Here is a 16,053-nt window from a genome sequence, read left to right on the forward strand (position 1 = left end):
CGTTCAGGCCAGTTCCATCTCACCCATCCATGCGCCGAAGGAGGCGCGGGCGCGGGCGGTATAGGCTTCCTTGCGCTGCTTCTTCTTCACGTCGTCCAGCGTCGGGAAAAGGCCGAAATTGACGTTCATCGGCTGATAGTCCGCCGTTTCCACATTGCCCGTCACATGCCCCAGCAGCGCGCCCAGCGCGGTGTCGGCTGGCGGCGGGGTCAGGTCATGGCCCAGCAGTTCGGCGGCGGCGAAGCGCCCGGCGATCAGGCCGATCGCGGCGCTCTCGACATAGCCCTCGCAGCCCGTCATCTGCCCGGCGAAGCGGATATGCGGCCTGGCTTTAAGGCGCAGCGTCGGGTCGAGCAGCTTGGGTGACTGGATGAAGGTGTTGCGGTGCAATCCGCCCAGCCGCGCGAACTCGGCCTTTTCCAGGCCGGGGATGGTACGGAACAATTCGACCTGCGCGCCATGCTTCAGCTTGGTCTGGAATCCGACCATGTTCCACAGCGTCCCCGACGCATTATCCTGCCGCAGCTGGACCACGGCATAGGGCCAGCGGCCGGTGCGCGGATTGTCGAGGCCCATCGGCTTCATCGGCCCGTGGCGCAGCGTCTCCGGCCCACGCGCGGCCATGACCTCGATCGGCATACAGCCCTCGAAATAGGGGGTGTTCGACTCCCATTCCTTGAACTGCGTCTTCTCGCCGTCGAGCAGCCCCTGGACGAAGGCCTGATACTGGTCCTTGTCCATCGGGCAGTTGATATAATCCTTGCCCTCGCCGCCGCCGGGGCCGATCTTGTCCCAGCGATTGGCCATCCAGCACTGCTCCATGTCGATGCTGTCATGATGGACGACCGGCGCGATCGCGTCGAAAAAGGCCAGATGCTCCATCCCGGCCGCCTGGCCGATGCTTTCCGCCAATGCGGGCGCGGTGAGCGGGCCGGTCGCGACGATGGTCATGCCCTCGCTCGGCAGCGTGTCGATCCGCTCGCGCACGATCTCGACATTGGGATGATCGGCCAGCGCGCGGGTGACGCCGTCGGAAAAGACATGGCGGTCGACGGCGAGCGCGGAGCCGGCGGGCACCTTGGCCGGTTCCGCCTGCGCCATGATGAGCGAGCCAAGCCGCCGCATTTCCTGATGCAGCAGGCCCACGGCATTCTTGTCGGCATCGTCGGAGCGGAAGCTGTTGGAGCAGACCAGTTCAGCGAGGCTTGTCGTCTGGTGCGCCGGGGTCATATCCCCGGTTCCCCGCATTTCGGACAGGCGGACGCGGACGCCGGCCTGCGCCAGCTGCCAGGCGGCTTCCGATCCGGCGAGGCCGCCGCCGATGATATGGACCTGATGATTGGACATGGTTCGCCTGAGTTCGCATTTGTTCGCAGATTGGGTGATTGCGCCCGCCAGTGGGCCATATCGGTGCCAGTGGCAAGGAGTATAGCCCAGTCGGGAGCGGATAGGACAGGGCGATTGGTCCGGGCGATCAGGGCCGCTCCGCGCGCTGACGGATGAGGGCAAGCAGATTATCCTCTATATCGCCCAGGAACAGCTCGCCCCACAGGCGGGAATAGCCGTTGACCGGGGTCTGCATCCAATAATGAGTGTCGATGGTGACGCGGGTGCGGCCGGGGCCAATCGGCTCCATGCGATATCCGCCTGTCGTCACCTTGAAATAACGGCTGTCGGGCATCAGGTGCCGGTCGGTGAACTGCCAGGCGTGGAGGCCGCGAAAGTCGAAGCGCCAACCGATGCTGCGATCCGGCTGCCAGTCGATGATATGTTCGCGAAAGCGCACCTGCCGACCCCAATTGGCCATGCGCGTGGCGCCGATCCCTTCGCCCAGCATATGGGCGCCGATCGGGCGTGGCACACCCAGCACATCCTGGGTGAAGGTCCAGGCGCCTTCGCCGGGGCGGACGTCGGGGATGCCGCGCAGCAGCGGCCAGATTTTGGCGGGCGTCGCATCCACGATGACGGAGCGGCTGACGGTCGCGGTCGCCTGCGGCAGGGGAAGCATCGGTTCGACCTGCATGGCGATCAGCGGCAGGGCGAGTACGGCCATGCAATAGGTGCCGCCATCCCCGGCACGTCCACGCAGGCGGTAGGTGGCATAAGCGCCGACCATGCCGCTGGCGATCCAAAGCGGCGCGAGCATCACGACGCAGATGATGCCTTCCTTCAACACGGGGATGGAAATGAGCATCACCGCGCCCAGCAGCCAGAGCGGCATGGTCATATAATAGGCGCGGTTCCGTGTCGCCATCGGATCGCCGACGAAGGTGACGAAGGCGGTGATCGCGGCGGGGAGGATCAGCAGGAAGGAAAAGCTGATGAGGCCGCCGCCGGGTTGGAGCGCTTCGAGCAGTAGATAGACGCCGAGCGCAAAGGCAAAGGCGGTGCCGATGGCCGCAAGAACGCGGATCGTGGCCGTGCGGGTGCGGGCGGCATCGGGTGTGTCGTTAATATCAGACATTTCTGGAATCTCCGAAATGCGCGGGCATGGAGGAGGAAGTGTAGACGGGGCCTTAGTCGGCCTTCGCCTTCGCGCCCGGCAGGAAGCGGGCAACCTTGCCGCCCAGTTTCATCAGCGTGACCAAAGTCGGCTTGGGCAGGACCCGGACCTGCTCATACCAGTTGCCCAGCGTCGACATGAATTCGTGCATCCGGGTGATGCGTTCGCGCACATGGGCGGGAGCGCTGTCATCCTTCGCCAGCCGCTGGGCCAATTCGTTCAAGAGGGCGATGGTCGGGTCGATCTCGCGCCGCTTGCGTTCCGCCGCGATGCGGGTGAGCATGTCCCACAGGTCCAGTTCGGCGACGAAATGGTCGCGCCGGTCGCCCTCCATATGGACGCGGCGGACGATGGCGTAGGACTGCAACTCCTTGAGCGCGGTCGAGACATTGGAGCGGGCGAGGCCGAGTTGGTCGACAATCTCGTCGGCGGGCAGCGGCCGGTCCGAAAGATAGAGCAGCGCATGGACCTGGCTGACCGAGCGATTGACGCCCCATTGGGTGCCCATCTCGCCCCAGTGGAGCAGGAACGCCTTGGCATCGGGATGGTCGAGAAGTGGCATGACGTTCCTTTCTGTAAAAACAGAAATAACGGAATATTCTGAGTCGCGCAAGCCGGAACGGTCATGCCGGTCGATGGTTGTGACGGCAAAGGAGAGGCTGTCATGATCGATCATGTCGGGTTCGCTGTCGGCGATGCCGAACGGTCGGGGGAATTTTACGACGCGCTGCTGGGTGCGATCGGCCTTGTGCGGCTCGCCACCATCCCCGCGGCGGAGAATGGCAGCGGCGGCATGGCGCATGGCTATGGCCGAGCGGAGGATGGCGACGCCTTTTTCTGGATCGGCGACAATGAAACGGTGGGGGAGGGGACGCACATCGCCTTCCGCGTCGCGAACCGGGCGATGGTCCACGCCTTCCACGCGGCCGGACTGGCGGCGGGCGGCGGGGACCAGGGCGGGCCTGGGCTGCGCCCCCATTATGGTCCGGCTTATTATGCGGCCTTCATCCTCGATCCCGACGGGCTGAACATCGAGGCGGTGTGTCATGCGGCGGAGGAGCCGGCCGCGGTGGGGTGACAAATGGATTCGGATCGGCAACAAAAGCCGTTCTACAGCGTTCGCGCAAAAGTTTTTTCGCGCCCTTTCAGGAGATTGTCCATGAAGATCGCCCCCCTGCTGCTCGCCCTGCCGATCGGACTCGCCACTTCGGCCTGCGCCACGACGGCGTCGGATGCGGCCGCGCCCGCCGCCGCGCCTACCGCCCATGCCAGTCTGGCCGCCGGCGACGGCAGCGCGCGCGGGACCGCGGTCGTGACCGAGGCGGCGGACGGCCTGCATGTCGTGGTGAAGGCGAAGGGCGTGCCGCCGGGCATCCATGCGGTGCATATCCACACCACCGGCACCTGCACCGGTCCCGACTTCACCAGCGCGGGCGGCCATTGGAATCCGACCGGGCGCCAGCATGGCAAGGATAATCCCGCCGGTATGCATATGGGCGACATGCCCAACATGCTCGTCGGGTCGGACGGCGCGGGCGAGATGGAATATGTAGTGCCGCATGGCCAGATTCAGGGTGGCGAGACGCCGCTGCTCGATGCCGACGGCGCGGCTGTCGTGATCCATGCGCAGGCCGACGACAATAAGAGCGACCCGACGGGCAATGCCGGCGGTCGCATTGCGTGCGGCGTGCTGAAGGCGGGGTGATCCGCCCGATCAGGCGGGGGAGGCGATGCCGCTCCCGCCGGTCCCGTAATCGGCGACCGCTTCATAGCGGGCGCCTTCGTGGCCGATGCGGCTTTCGAACAGGCTGAAGCCCTCAACCGGGAAGGGTGGGCTGGCGAGGCCTGCATGAACCGCCAGGAAGCCGTCCACCAACCCGCCCGACCGGCCGAATCGCGCGATCGTGACATGCGGCAGATAGGCGCGGCCCTCCGGCGGCAGGCCGGCCGAAATACAGGCGCGATCGATCTTTTTATGAAGGGTCGCCAGTGGATCGCGCGGCTGGACGCCGGCCCACAGCGTATCGATCACGCCCTTGCGGTCGAAACTGCCGACGCCCGACAGGCTGATGTCGAATGGCGCGAATCGGATGGCCGACAGCACGTCGGCAATGTCGTTGGCGCGGTGGCGGTCGACGTCTCCGATGAAACGCAGGGTCAGGTGCAACTGGTCGTCGTCCTGCCATCGCGCGCCGGGAATGCCGGTCGCCAGCGACAGCAGCAGCGAACGGATGGCGGCGGGCGGGCGGATGGCCACGAACAGACGGTGCATGACATGGATATAGGGCCGCGCGCGCGATCCGCCATGATCTTTCGGCCGGTTCTTTGCGGCCCCGCCTTCCGGTTTATCTTGAAGTCCGGCCGCGTTCGACCGATAATGGGGTCATCGGCACTGAACGCCGTCAAAGGAGATGATTTTCATGGCCAACTGGTCCGACCCCCGTTCCGGCGCCCCGTCCGGCATTCCGGGCTTCGGCGGTGCCACCGCCGCGCGTGGCGAGGCGTTCGACGCCGGCCTGCGCCGCTATATGCTGTCGGTTTACAATTATATGGCGAGCGGCGTCCTGCTGACGGGCGTGGTCGCCATGCTGTTCGCGTCCAGCGGTCTGGCGCTCCAGATTCTCGGCGGCCCCGGCATCCTCAAATATGTCATCATGTTCGCGCCGCTGGCGTTCGTCATGGTGATGAGCTTCGGCATTAACCGCCTGTCGACGGCGACGATGCAGGCGCTTTTCTGGATCTATGCCGCGGTGATGGGCCTGTCGCTCTCGTCGATCTTCCTGGTCTATACCGGCACCTCGATCGCGCAGACCTTCTTCGCGACGGCCGCCGCCTTCACCGGCCTCAGCCTGTGGGGCTACACCACCAAGAAGGATCTGTCGGGCTTCGGCACCTTCCTGATCATGGGCGTGGTGGGCCTGTTCGTGGCGATGCTGATCAACCTGTTCCTGAAGTCGAGCGCGATGGACCTGGTCATCAGCTGCCTTGGCGTACTGCTGTTCGCGGGCCTCACCGCCTATGACACGCAGAAGATCAAGAGCATCTATGCGCATGTCGCGGGCACGGACATGATGGGCAAGTCGGTGGTGATGGGGGCGCTGAACCTCTATCTCGACTTCATCAACATGTTCCTGTTCCTGCTGCGCTTCATGGGCGGCAACCGCGACTGATCCGTTACGCGGACTGAAACGGAAAGGCCCGGCAGAGCGATCTGCCGGGCCTTTCCGTTTGGAAGAACCCAAGAGCCGTTCGTTTTTCGACTGCGCTCGAAACGAACGGAGATGACGCTCAACCCTTCGTCTGCATCTCCGCGATCAGCGCGCCGTCTATCTCCTTCTGCCGCCTGTAGGCCGGACGTGTCCGCAGACGGGCGGCATAGGCTTCGAAGGCGGGGCGGCTGGGAATCGACTTGAAGCTCAGCCCCCAGTCGATCTGCGACCCGACATAGACGTCGGCGGCGGTGAACTGGTCGCCGCAAATCCAGCCATCACCGGATACCGCGCTTTCCAGCGCATGGATCGTGTCGTCGAAACTGCCATAGCCGGCGCTGCGCTCGCGGCCTTCGGGCAGGGCGAAGCCCATCGCCTTGTTGGTGACGGCCGCCTCCACCGGCCCGGCGGCGAAAAAGAGCCAGCGATAATAATCATGCCGTTCGCCCGGCGGCGGGGCGAGGTTCGCGGCGGGAAAAGCGTCGGCCAGATAGGCGCAGACGGCGGCGCATTCGGTGACGATCCTGCCCTGGTGGACGATCGCGGGCACCTTGCCCATCGGGTTGATCGCCAGATAGTCGGCCGATTTCATCCCGTCATCGCCATAATCAAGGATCACCGTTTCATAGACTTCGCCGACCTCCTCCAGCATCCATCGGGCGATCTGCCCGCGCGACATGGGATTGGTGTAGAAGACGAGATCGAGGGACATGGCGCGCTCTCCTGAATCTGGCCTGAGTCGGGAAATGGAAGGTGACGCAAGGACGCGCCGGGCGCCACCCGGTTCCTTCGCGCAGCCCGTCGCATGTCCGACTGGCGGTGCGGGCGTCGAGCGCTTAGAGCGGTTTCATGACAGAGGAAAAAGATGCAGGCCGTCCCGCCGCGACGGTTGTGATCGTGCGTGACCGGCCGGATGGCGCCCCCGAATTGCTGATGATGGAACGTGCATCCACCATGGCTTTTGCCGCGGGCGCGCTGGTCTTTCCTGGCGGCGCGCTCGACGCGGACGATCATATGTTGGCGGCGCGGATCGGCGGCGCGCTGAACCCGGACGAGGCCGCCGCGCGCATCGCCGCGATTCGCGAGACGATCGAGGAAGCCGGACTGGGTATCGGCCTGACCGGGCCGGTCGATGCAGCGGTGGTGCTGCGCCTGCGCGACGGACTGCATGACGGCAAGCCGCTTGGCGAACTGCTGGACCGGCATGGGCTGGGTCTCGCGCTCGATGCGCTCACGCCCTTCGCTCGCTGGCATCCCGCGCCCTTCGAACGGGCGGCGCGGGTGTTCGACACCCGCTTCTATCTCGCCCGCGCGCCGCAAGCGCAGGTGGCGAGCGTCGATACGACCGAAAATGTGCGGCTCTTCTGGAGCAGCGCCGCCGACACGCTGGCGCGCTGCGACGCGGGAGAGGGACGGATCATCTTCCCGACCCGGCGCAATCTGGAACGGCTGGCGCTATTTAGTTCCCATGCCGATCTGGTTGCCCATGCCGGCGCCTTCCCCGTGGAGAAGGTCCGCCCATGGAGGGAGGAGCGGGACGGCGAGGCGCATCTCTGCATCCCGGCACATCTCGGTTATCCGGTCACGTCGGAACCCTTGCGGCAGGTCCGGCGTGCCTGACGGATGCGCAGGCTGCATCTGACGTTGCGCCATCTTGTCCTGTGGGGCGGTATCCTGCTCCTGCTGTTCCTGGCCTATGTCTGGCTGCGCCAGCGGCCGCAGGATCTGCCCTGGACCGATCTTGACCTTGCCCAGCCCATCGGCCTCTTCACCGGCCGCAAGCTGGCCGCGCTGACCGGCGATACGGCCGGCTGCAAGGCGCTGCTCGACCGGGCGGGAATCGCCTATGTGTCGATGAAGCCCGGCGGCGCGGATCATTGCGCCTATGCCGATGCGGTGCGGCTGAAGCACGAGCCGGGCGCCATCGCGCTGGTCCCCATGTCGGTTGCGCCCTCCTGTCCGGTGGTCGCCGCGCTCAAGCTCTGGGAATGGCAGGTCGTGCAGCCGGCCGCCCAGCGCATCTTCGGCCAGCCGGTGCGCAGCATCCGTCATTTCGGCAGCTATAGCTGTCGGCGGATGTATGGCCGCAGCCAGGGGGATTTCAGCGAACATGCCACTGCCGATGCGATCGACGTCGCCGCCTTCGTGCTGAAGGACGGGCGGCAGGTCAGCGTGCTGAACGATTGGAAGGGCGAAGGGAAGGATGGGGGGACGGACGCTGCCTTCCTGCGCGAAGTCCGCGATGGGGCGTGCGGCCTGTTCTCGACCGTGCTGTCACCCGACTATAATGCGGCCCATCGCGACCATTTTCACCTTGACCAGGCGGAACGCGGCGCGACCGGATGGCGGGCGTGCCGGTGAACGGACGGATGTTGCCTTACTGCCCGAAGCCGCTTTCCCGCGCCACGCTCACCGCCTCGCGCGCGGCCGCCAGCAATGCGCCGCTCTTCGCCTCGCACTCGCGCTGCTCATATTCGGCGTTCGAATCGGCAACGATCCCGGCGCCCGCCTGGACGTGCATGACGCCGTCCTTGAGGACCGCGGTGCGCAGCACGATGCAGCTGTCCATATTGCCGTCCGGCCCGAAATAGCCGACGCCGCCGGCATAGGCGCCGCGCGTTTCCGGCTCCAGCTGCGCGATGATCTCGCAGGCGCGGACCTTGGGCGCGCCCGAGACGGTGCCGGCCGGGAAACCGGCGAACAGCGCGTCGATCGCATCCTTGTCGCTGGCCAGCCGGCCGACCACGTTCGACACGATGTGCATGACATGGCTGTAGAATTCGACGGTATAGCTCTCCGTGACCGTGACCGATCCGGCGGCGGCGACGCGGCCGACATCGTTCCGGCCCAGGTCCAGCAGCATCAGATGCTCGGCCCGCTCCTTGGGGTCGGCGAGCAGGCTCTCGCGATTGGCGGCATCCTCGACCGCGTTCTTGCCGCGCGGCCGCGTCCCCGCGATCGGGCGGATCGTCACCTCGCCATTACGGGCGCGGACGAGAATTTCCGGCGACGAGCCAATCAGCGCGAAGCCGGGCAGGTCGAGATAATAGAGGAAGGGCGACGGGTTGATCCGCCGCAGCGCGCGATAGAGGGCGATGGGCGGCAGGGTGAAGGGGCTGGTGAAACGCTGCGCCAGCACCACCTGAAAAATATCGCCCGCGACGATATAGTCCTTGGCCGCGTCGACCATCTGCGCATAGCGGCCCGGCTCCAGCACCGGCATCACTTCGACATCGGCGATCTCGGCGGGCGCGGGGAGGCCCGGCAGCGGTGCGGCCAGTCGCGCGGCGATGGCGTCGATCCGCTCCAGCGCGGCCCCGATCGCCTTATCGGGATCGGTGAAGCTGCCCTTCCACACCGGCGACACGATATAGAGCTGATCGGCGAGGCGATCGAAGATCAGGATCACGGTCGGCCGCACGAACAGCATGTCGGGCACGCCGATCGGATTGGGGGCGGGGCGGGGGAGTTTCTCGACCAGCCCGACCGTCTCATAGCCGAAATAGCCGACGAGGCAGGCAAGCGCAGGCGGCAGCGCCGGGTCCATTTCCGCCCGGCATTCGGCCACCAGCGCGCGCAGCGCGTCGAGCGCGCCGGCGCTCGTCCGCGCGAAGGCGTCGCGATCGGTCGCCCAGTGGCGGTTGATTTCGGCGCTCTGGCCGTTGGCGCGGAAAACGAGGTCGGGCGCGAGACCGATCAGGCTGTAACGGCCGCGCACCGCGCCGCCCTCGACCGATTCGAGCAGATAATCGCCACGGTCGGATTCGAACAGCTTCAGCGCAGCAGAGATCGGCGTGTCGGTGTCGGCGATCTGCCGTCGCCACACCAAAGCCGATTCCCCCCGCGCCAGCGCGGCGCGCGCAAAGTTCACACCGTCCGTGCCCCCGGCGCCCATTCCCCCCTTGGCCACCATTTTACTGGTCGCCGCTGTTGGTGGCGGACAGGGCCTGGCGGACTTGCGCCACGGCATTGGCGTTGCGCGTGACCTTCAATTCCTTTTCGACCGCGCGTTCGAACTGCTCGCCATATTCCTGGCCGATCACTTCGCCCAGCTGGTCGCGCACCTGCGCCAGAAGCTGCGGCTGGGCCTTGGCGTCGCCGCGCTCGATCTTGTTCAGCTGGACCACGAAATAGCCGCGATCCTGGCCGATGGGCAGGGTCTTCACCGTATTCGCCGCCATCGAGAAGAGGATGGCGACCTCGGCCGGGGGGCGCTGCTCGCCGCGCATGATGTCGGCGCGGCGGCCGCCCAGCACCTGCGGCGCGGGCAGCTTGACGCCGGCCTGCGCGATCGCGTCGGCCAGGCTTCCGCCCTTGGCGACCTTTGCCTGGATCTGCTCGGCCAGCGCCTTCGCCTTCAGATTGCCGGCGTTGAGCTTATATTGGGCGAGCACGAGCTGCTTGACCTCGGCCAGCGGCGGGGGCGCAGCGGCGACGATCTGGCCCGGCGCGACCAGCGCATAGCGTTTGTCGGGAGTGATCGGCACCAGCTGCGCATCGTCGTCGGCGCTCATCGCGAAGACCGGCGCGACCAGCGGTTGGAGGTCGGGGCCGGGCGCATAGGCCTGATCCTTGACCTGCTTGCCGGTCGACAGCAGCGCGGGGCTGGTCTCCAGCGTCAGGCCATTATCCTTCACCACTTCCTCGAAGGTGCCGCCATCGGCGATCTGGTCCTCCAGCTTGCCGGTGAAGTCGGTCAGCAGCTGCTTTTCCTTCCGCGCGCGCAACGTCTCGATAATCTCGCCGCGCACGGCGGCCAGTGGGCGGGCGGCGGTTTCGTTGACGGCGGTGACGCGCAGCAGCAGCCAGCCCAGCGATCCGCGCACCGGCCCCACCAGTTCGCCCTGCCTGGCGGCCCAGGCGGCGTCGGCCACGGCCTTGCTCGCCGAAGCGGTCAGCGCCTCGCGGCTCTGGTCGGCCAGCGTCGCCACGGCAAGGCCCGCGCCCCTGGCGGCGTCGGCCAGGCTCTTGCCGCCCTTCACCTGGTCGGCGATCGCCTTCGCGCCCGCCTGCGTCGGCAGCACCAACTGCTCGACGCTGCGGCTCTGTTTGGCGGCATAGGCGGCCTTGTTCTGGTTGTAATAGGCGCTGATCTCCGCCTCGGACGGCTGCGACGCCTGGACGAAGCGGGCGGCGTCGACCACGGCGTAGCGGATCCGGCGCTGTTCGGGGATGGTGAAGCGCGCGCTGTTCTTCTTGTAATAGTCGGTCAGCTGCGCGTCGGTCGGGTTCTTCTCGTCGAGAAAGGCGACCGCCGGGATCGCGGCGACCGTGCCCTGCCGCGCTTCCAGTAGCAGCGAGGCATAGGGCAGCACCAAGGTTTCCGACGGGCGCGCGCCAAGGCCGATGGGCGCCAGCAACTGGCGCTGGAGGATTTCACGGCTGATATCGTCGCGCAGCGCTTGCTCGGTCAGCCGCTCGCGGGTCAGCAGCGCGCGGAAATTATCCTGGCTGAAATTGCCGGCCGCATCCTGGAAGGCGGGGATCTGCGCGATCTGGGCGTCGACCAGCCGCTTGCTGATATGCACGCCCTGATCGTCGGCGAAGGCGCGCAGCGTCAGCGATGCGACCAGCTGGTCATAGACCTGGGCCGCGCCGCCCTGCGCGAAGAAGTCGCTGATTTGCAGGCCCGGATTCGACCGGCGGGCATTTTCGAACACGCGCTGGACGCGGTCCTGAAACTCGCCCTGGCTCAGCGTCCGGCCCTTCGCCTTGGCGGCCGAACCGCCGCCGAACATCGATCCGCTGCCGAATTTGCCGCTGGTGATGTCGCCCATGATGAAGGCGGCGGCGATGATCCCGAGGAACAGGATCGCGAAAAGCGCGCCGAATTTGGAGCGGATGATGCTGCGAAAGACAGAAAGCATGGGTTTTCCGGAACTGCGGCTGTGTGGCGGCCCGCTTTAAGGGCGGATCGGCGCGTGGGCAAGGCTTGCACTGGACAAATGCGTGAGCGCCGTTCATCGGCTTTCCTCAGTTCCTTCTTCTTCCGGGGAGACGTCGGGCAACGAACCGGCGGCGGAAGGGCGGGAGCGACGTGCAGCAATAACCACAAGGGAAACGAGGCGGATGAACAGGCGAAAGCTGGTTGTCGGCAACTGGAAGATGAACGGGATGCGCGCGCATCTGAGCGAAGTGGAGGCGATCGGCCGCGTGGCGGCGGCGCATCCGGCGGTGGAAGTGGGCCTGTGCCTGCCCGCGACGCTGATCATGGCGGGATCGGAACGGCGCGGCGCGGCCTTCGTCGGCGCGCAGAACTGCCATATGGACATGAGCGGCGCCTATACCGGATCGCTGTCGGCGGAAATGCTGGCCGAAGCGGGCGCCACCTGGGTCATCACCGGCCATAGCGAACGGCGCGAAGCGCGCGGCGAAACCAATGCCGACATCGCCGCCAAGTCGGTCGCCGCGCACAAGGCGGGGATCAACGTCATCCTCTGCGTCGGCGAGACGATCGACATACGCGATGCGGGCAAGGCGGAAGACGTCGTGTCGGCGCAGTTGCTCGCGTCGCTGCCCGAAGGCGCGTCGGCCGACTGGCTGGCGGTCGCCTATGAACCCATCTGGGCGATCGGCACCGGCCGCATCCCGACGATGGAGGCGGTCGCCTCCATGCACGCCGCCCTGCGCGCCGCGCTGGCGAGCCGGATCGGCGAGGAAGCGGACAAGGTGCGAATCCTCTATGGCGGGTCGATGAACGGCGACAATGCGGCCGATCTGATGGCGATCGGCGATGTCGACGGCGGCCTGGTCGGCGGCGCCAGCCTGACCGCGGCCAAGTTCGCCCCGATCATCGAGGCGGCCGACCAGCGCATGGCGGCTGCGGCCTGACATAAAGCGCAACGTCCGTTCGCTTCGAGCGAAGTCGAGAAGCGACGAGCGCTGTGGCGGCGTTTCTCGACTTCGCTCGAAACGAACGGAGATGTGTCCGGGATGAGGCAGCCGTCCCTCACAGGTTGCCCCCGCGCCCCATCGTCGCTATGTGCGCGCCAACGCACTCCTTCACCGGACAGAAACTCGCAATGTTCACCTTCCTCCTCGTCGTCCAGGCGATCGTCGCCGCCCTGCTGGTCACTGTCATCCTGATGCAGAAGTCGGAAGGCGGCGGTCTGGGCGTGGGCGGCAGCCCGGCGGGGCTGATGTCGGCGCGCGGCGCGGCGGATTTCCTGACCCGCTCGACCACGGTCCTCGCCAGCATCTTCGTGTTGCTGTCGATCGTCATGGCGGTCATCGCCTCGGTGCGCCATGCGCCCAGCGACATCGACACCTCGCTGGTGAAGCAGGCGCCTGCCACGCAGAACGCTCCGGCGATCCCGAACGCCGATCCGCTGGCGGGTGCGGCCGGCAATGCTGCCTCGGCAACGACCCCGGCCCCGGCGTCCAATGGCGCGGTTCCGCTCGCCAACTAAACAATTCACCGATCTTTCGATCTTTTTTTAAGCGCGCGTGGATTCGCGCGCTTGCCCTTTGTTGTTCCGAAAGGCTAAGCCTCCACTCCCATGGCGCGGTATATTTTCATCACCGGCGGCGTGGTCTCCTCGCTTGGCAAGGGCCTGATGGCCGCTTCGCTTGCAGCATTGTTGCAGGCGCGAGGTTTCCGTGTTCGCATTCGGAAATTCGATCCCTATCTCAACGTCGATCCGGGCACGATGAGCCCGTATCAGCATGGCGAAGTCTATGTGACCGACGATGGGGCGGAAACCGACCTCGACCTTGGCCATTATGAGCGCTTCACCGGGGTTTCGGCGCGCCAGTCGGACAATGTGACGCAGGGCCGCGTCTATCAGACGATCATCCAGCGCGAACGGCGCGGCGACTATTTGGGCGCGACGGTGCAGGTGATCCCGCACGTCACCGACGAGATCAAGGCGTTCGCGCTCGCCGACACCGACGATCTCGACTTCGTGCTCTGCGAAATCGGCGGCACGGTGGGCGACATCGAATCGCTGCCCTTCATGGAGGCGATTCGCCAGCTGCATAATGATCTGGATCGCGGCCAGTCGATCTTCGTCCATGTGACGCTGGTGCCCTATATCGCGGCGGCGGGCGAGCTGAAGACCAAGCCGACCCAGCATAGCGTGCGCGAACTGACCTCGCTCGGCATCCAGCCCGACATTCTCCTTTGCCGCTGCGAACATCCGCTGCCTGAGGGCGAGCGCAAGAAGATCGCGCTTTTCTGCAACGTCCGGCCCGAAGCGGTCATCCCTGCGCTCGACGCCAGCAGCATCTATGCCGTCCCCCAGCAATATCATGCGGAAGGGCTGGACGAGGAAGTGCTGCGCGCCTTCGGTATCAGTGATGCGCCCGCGCCCAGCATGGCGCGCTGGGACGACATCATGGATCGCCAGCTCAACCCCGAAGGCGAAGTGACGATCGGCGTGGTCGGCAAATATGTCGGCCTGCTCGACGCCTACAAGTCGCTGCACGAAGCGCTGCATCATGGCGGCCTCGCCAACCGGGTGAAGGTCAACATCAAGTGGATCGACGCCGAATTGTTCGAGAAGGGCGAGGATCTCGCCGTCAGCCTCGAACCGATGCACGGCATTCTCGTCCCCGGCGGCTTCGGCGTGCGCGGGTCGGAGGGCAAGATCGCCTCGGTCCGGTTCGCGCGTGAACGCGACGTGCCGTTCTTCGGCATTTGCCTGGGAATGCAGATGGCCTGTATCGAGGGCGCGCGGAACACGGCGGGCATCGCCGACGCCTCCACCACCGAATTTGGCGAAACGTCCGAGCCGGTCGTCGGCCTCATCACCGAATGGATGAGCAAGGAGGGGCTGCAGCAGCGCACCGCCGAAACCGATCTGGGCGGCACCATGCGGCTGGGCGCCTATCCGGCCAGGCTGGACGGCAACAGCGTCGTGTCGGGCATCTATGGCGCGACCGAGATCAGCGAGCGCCACCGCCATCGCTACGAGGTCAATGCCAGCTATCGCGACCGACTTGAAAAGGGCGGCCTGATCTTCTCGGGCATGTCGCCCGACGGCACGTTGCCGGAGATCGTCGAGCGGCCGGATCATCCCTGGTTCGTGGGCGTGCAGTTCCACCCGGAACTCAAATCCAAGCCCTTCGACCCGCATCCGCTCTTCGCCAGCTTCATCGCGGCGGCGGTCAAGCAGAGCCGGTTGGTATAAATGGAAACGGGGCCGACAAGGCCCCGTTTTTCGTTTCAGCCCTCCGTCTTCGGCGTGTCGAACAGATGCCGGTACTGGCGCGGCTGGCAGCGCAGATATTGCGGGGCGGCCTTCACCGATGCGCCCAGATGGGCGGCCGCGTGCCAGGGCCAGCGCGGGTCGTAGAGGATGGTGCGCGCGATCGCGATGAGGTCCGCGTCGCCGGTGCCGACGATCGCCTCGGCCTGCTCATAGTCGGTGATCAGGCCCACCGCGATCACCGGCATCGCCACCGCCTGCTTCACCGCGCGGGCGAGCGGCACCTGATAGCTGGGACCGACCGGAATCTCCTGTCGCGGATCGAGGCCGCCGCTCGACACATGGATGGCGCTGCATCCGCGCGCCTCCAGCGCTTGGGCAAATGCGATCGTCTGTTCGACATCCCAGCCGCCCTCGACCCAGTCGGTGCCCGACACGCGCATCGTCACCGCCTTGCCGGCCGGGAAGGCCGCACGCACGGCCTCGAAAATCTCCAGCGGCAGGCGCATCCGGTTTTCGAGGCTGCCGCCATATTCATCATCGCGCCGGTTGGAGAGGGGCGAGAGGAACTGGTGCATCAGATAGCCGTGCGCGCCATGGAGCTGCACCGCATCCAGCCCCAGATTGTCGGTCCGCTTCGCCGCCGCGACGAAGGCGTCGCGCAGCCGCTCGATCCCCGCCCGGTCGAGTTCCATCGGGGCATTGGTGCCGGGTGTGAAGGGCAGGGGAGAAGGGGCGACCGTCTGCCAGCCATGGACCGCATCGGGCGCAACCTGCGCGCCGCCCTGCCACGGTACTTGCGTCGACGCCTTGCGCCCCGCATGGCCAAGCTGGATCGCGATCGGCATATCGCTATGACGCCGCACGCCGTCCAGCACCCGCTTCATCGCCGCCTCGGTGCGGTCGTCCCACAGGCCGACATCGGCATGGCTGATCCGTCCCTCCGGCAGGACCGCGGTCGCCTCGATCGTCAGCAGCGCGGCACCCGACAGGGCGAGCTGGCCGAGATGGATGAGGTGCCAGTCGGTCATTTCCCCGTCCACGGCCGAATATTGGCACATGGGGGCGATGACGATGCGATTGTCGAGCCTGATGTCGCCGACATGGAAGGGCTGGAACAGCTTGGGACCGCTCATGGGGTACTCCGATGGAGGAGAGGGAAGGAAGCGGCGCGGAGATAGGGGCTGGCAGG

At 66.2% G+C, this 16,053-nt stretch carries 16 protein-coding genes; 8 read left to right on the forward strand and 8 right to left on the reverse strand.

Going from position 1 to position 16,053, the window contains the following annotated elements; genetic code table 11:
- Window positions 1-3: 3 nt before the first annotated feature.
- From trmFO to AC58EF_RS15750, 3 genes are all read right to left on the reverse strand, one after another.
- A complete protein-coding gene (trmFO, locus tag AC58EF_RS15740) occupies window positions 4-1,347 on the reverse strand; it encodes a methylenetetrahydrofolate--tRNA-(uracil(54)-C(5))-methyltransferase (FADH(2)-oxidizing) TrmFO (protein ID WP_497277313.1) in 1,344 nt (447 codons plus the stop codon).
- A gap of 127 nt (window positions 1,348-1,474) precedes the next feature.
- Window positions 1,475-2,464 carry an SRPBCC family protein gene (locus AC58EF_RS15745; protein ID WP_497277314.1) on the reverse strand — a complete coding sequence of 330 codons (990 nt, stop codon included), beginning with the start codon at window positions 2,462-2,464 and terminating at the stop codon, window positions 1,475-1,477.
- 52 nt (window positions 2,465-2,516) lie between these two features.
- On the reverse strand, window positions 2,517-3,065 hold the full coding sequence (locus tag AC58EF_RS15750; RefSeq protein ID WP_497277315.1) for a GbsR/MarR family transcriptional regulator: 549 nt from the start codon (window positions 3,063-3,065) through the stop codon (window positions 2,517-2,519).
- Window positions 3,066-3,167: 102 nt separating this feature from the next.
- Between AC58EF_RS15750 and AC58EF_RS15755 the strand changes: the two genes are divergently transcribed.
- Together AC58EF_RS15755 and AC58EF_RS15760 are read left to right on the forward strand one after the other, a co-directional pair.
- Window positions 3,168-3,581, forward strand: a complete 414-nt coding sequence (locus AC58EF_RS15755) for a VOC family protein (RefSeq protein WP_497277316.1) — start codon at window positions 3,168-3,170, stop codon at window positions 3,579-3,581.
- 81 nt (window positions 3,582-3,662) lie between these two features.
- Window positions 3,663-4,208 carry a superoxide dismutase family protein gene (locus AC58EF_RS15760; protein WP_497277317.1) on the forward strand — a complete coding sequence of 182 codons (546 nt, stop codon included), beginning with the start codon at window positions 3,663-3,665 and terminating at the stop codon, window positions 4,206-4,208.
- A 9-nt stretch (window positions 4,209-4,217) separates the two neighbouring features.
- Here AC58EF_RS15760 and thpR read toward each other — a convergent pair whose 3' ends face one another.
- Window positions 4,218-4,775: an RNA 2',3'-cyclic phosphodiesterase gene (gene thpR, locus AC58EF_RS15765; RefSeq protein ID WP_497277318.1), complete on the reverse strand. Its 558-nt coding sequence runs from the start codon at window positions 4,773-4,775 to the stop codon at window positions 4,218-4,220.
- A gap of 148 nt (window positions 4,776-4,923) precedes the next feature.
- Between thpR and AC58EF_RS15770 the strand changes: the two genes are divergently transcribed.
- Complete coding sequence (locus AC58EF_RS15770; protein ID WP_497277319.1) at window positions 4,924-5,673, forward strand: Bax inhibitor-1/YccA family protein; 750 nt, start codon at window positions 4,924-4,926, stop codon at window positions 5,671-5,673.
- Window positions 5,674-5,791: 118 nt separating this feature from the next.
- Here the strand turns inward: AC58EF_RS15770 and AC58EF_RS15775 are convergent, their stop codons facing one another.
- Window positions 5,792-6,424 carry a glutathione S-transferase family protein gene (locus AC58EF_RS15775; RefSeq protein WP_497277320.1) on the reverse strand — a complete coding sequence of 211 codons (633 nt, stop codon included), beginning with the start codon at window positions 6,422-6,424 and terminating at the stop codon, window positions 5,792-5,794.
- 137 nt (window positions 6,425-6,561) lie between these two features.
- Between AC58EF_RS15775 and AC58EF_RS15780 the strand changes: the two genes are divergently transcribed.
- On the forward strand, window positions 6,562-7,332 hold the full coding sequence (locus AC58EF_RS15780) for an NUDIX hydrolase (RefSeq protein WP_497277321.1): 771 nt from the start codon (window positions 6,562-6,564) through the stop codon (window positions 7,330-7,332).
- Between the two features lie 3 nt (window positions 7,333-7,335).
- Window positions 7,336-8,073 (forward strand): extensin-like domain-containing protein, encoded by a 738-nt coding sequence (locus AC58EF_RS15785; RefSeq protein WP_497277322.1) that lies wholly within the window; start codon window positions 7,336-7,338, stop codon window positions 8,071-8,073.
- A gap of 16 nt (window positions 8,074-8,089) precedes the next feature.
- Here the strand turns inward: AC58EF_RS15785 and trpE are convergent, their stop codons facing one another.
- Together trpE and AC58EF_RS15795 are read right to left on the reverse strand one after the other, a co-directional pair.
- Window positions 8,090-9,607 (reverse strand): anthranilate synthase component I, encoded by a 1,518-nt coding sequence (gene trpE / locus AC58EF_RS15790; protein WP_497277323.1) that lies wholly within the window; start codon window positions 9,605-9,607, stop codon window positions 8,090-8,092.
- A 19-nt stretch (window positions 9,608-9,626) separates the two neighbouring features.
- A complete protein-coding gene (locus tag AC58EF_RS15795; protein ID WP_497277324.1) occupies window positions 9,627-11,579 on the reverse strand; it encodes a SurA N-terminal domain-containing protein in 1,953 nt (650 codons plus the stop codon).
- Between the two features lie 202 nt (window positions 11,580-11,781).
- Between AC58EF_RS15795 and tpiA the strand changes: the two genes are divergently transcribed.
- The 3 genes from tpiA to pyrG all read left to right on the forward strand — a co-directional run bounded on the left by tpiA (window position 11,782) and on the right by pyrG (window position 14,843).
- Window positions 11,782-12,543: a triose-phosphate isomerase gene (tpiA, locus tag AC58EF_RS15800; RefSeq protein ID WP_497277325.1), complete on the forward strand. Its 762-nt coding sequence runs from the start codon at window positions 11,782-11,784 to the stop codon at window positions 12,541-12,543.
- A 191-nt stretch (window positions 12,544-12,734) separates the two neighbouring features.
- Window positions 12,735-13,121 (forward strand): preprotein translocase subunit SecG, encoded by a 387-nt coding sequence (gene secG, locus AC58EF_RS15805; protein ID WP_497277326.1) that lies wholly within the window; start codon window positions 12,735-12,737, stop codon window positions 13,119-13,121.
- 90 nt (window positions 13,122-13,211) lie between these two features.
- Window positions 13,212-14,843, forward strand: a complete 1,632-nt coding sequence (gene pyrG, locus AC58EF_RS15810; RefSeq protein ID WP_497277327.1) for a CTP synthase — start codon at window positions 13,212-13,214, stop codon at window positions 14,841-14,843.
- A gap of 35 nt (window positions 14,844-14,878) precedes the next feature.
- On the opposite strand, the gene AC58EF_RS15815 is transcribed toward pyrG, so the two are convergent.
- Window positions 14,879-15,997 carry an NADH:flavin oxidoreductase/NADH oxidase gene (locus AC58EF_RS15815; protein ID WP_497277328.1) on the reverse strand — a complete coding sequence of 373 codons (1,119 nt, stop codon included), beginning with the start codon at window positions 15,995-15,997 and terminating at the stop codon, window positions 14,879-14,881.
- Between the last annotated feature and the right edge of the window lie 56 nt (window positions 15,998-16,053).

The sequence above is a fragment of the Sphingobium sp. WR1 genome, assembly GCF_059693745.1.

Coding starts and splice junctions, on each gene's coding strand:
- trmFO (WP_497277313.1), bottom strand. CDS start 1,347: ATGTCCAATCATCAGGTCCATATCATCGGCGGCGGCCTCGCCGGATCG.
- AC58EF_RS15745 (WP_497277314.1), bottom strand. CDS start 2,464: ATGTCTGATATTAACGACACACCCGATGCCGCCCGCACCCGCACGGCC.
- AC58EF_RS15750 (WP_497277315.1), bottom strand. CDS start 3,065: ATGCCACTTCTCGACCATCCCGATGCCAAGGCGTTCCTGCTCCACTGG.
- AC58EF_RS15755 (WP_497277316.1), top strand. CDS start 3,168: ATGATCGATCATGTCGGGTTCGCTGTCGGCGATGCCGAACGGTCGGGG.
- AC58EF_RS15760 (WP_497277317.1), top strand. CDS start 3,663: ATGAAGATCGCCCCCCTGCTGCTCGCCCTGCCGATCGGACTCGCCACT.
- thpR (WP_497277318.1), bottom strand. CDS start 4,775: ATGCACCGTCTGTTCGTGGCCATCCGCCCGCCCGCCGCCATCCGTTCG.
- AC58EF_RS15770 (WP_497277319.1), top strand. CDS start 4,924: ATGGCCAACTGGTCCGACCCCCGTTCCGGCGCCCCGTCCGGCATTCCG.
- AC58EF_RS15775 (WP_497277320.1), bottom strand. CDS start 6,424: ATGTCCCTCGATCTCGTCTTCTACACCAATCCCATGTCGCGCGGGCAG.
- AC58EF_RS15780 (WP_497277321.1), top strand. CDS start 6,562: ATGACAGAGGAAAAAGATGCAGGCCGTCCCGCCGCGACGGTTGTGATC.
- AC58EF_RS15785 (WP_497277322.1), top strand. CDS start 7,336: ATGCGCAGGCTGCATCTGACGTTGCGCCATCTTGTCCTGTGGGGCGGT.
- trpE (WP_497277323.1), bottom strand. CDS start 9,607: ATGGGCGCCGGGGGCACGGACGGTGTGAACTTTGCGCGCGCCGCGCTG.
- AC58EF_RS15795 (WP_497277324.1), bottom strand. CDS start 11,579: ATGCTTTCTGTCTTTCGCAGCATCATCCGCTCCAAATTCGGCGCGCTT.
- tpiA (WP_497277325.1), top strand. CDS start 11,782: ATGAACAGGCGAAAGCTGGTTGTCGGCAACTGGAAGATGAACGGGATG.
- secG (WP_497277326.1), top strand. CDS start 12,735: ATGTTCACCTTCCTCCTCGTCGTCCAGGCGATCGTCGCCGCCCTGCTG.
- pyrG (WP_497277327.1), top strand. CDS start 13,212: ATGGCGCGGTATATTTTCATCACCGGCGGCGTGGTCTCCTCGCTTGGC.
- AC58EF_RS15815 (WP_497277328.1), bottom strand. CDS start 15,997: ATGAGCGGTCCCAAGCTGTTCCAGCCCTTCCATGTCGGCGACATCAGG.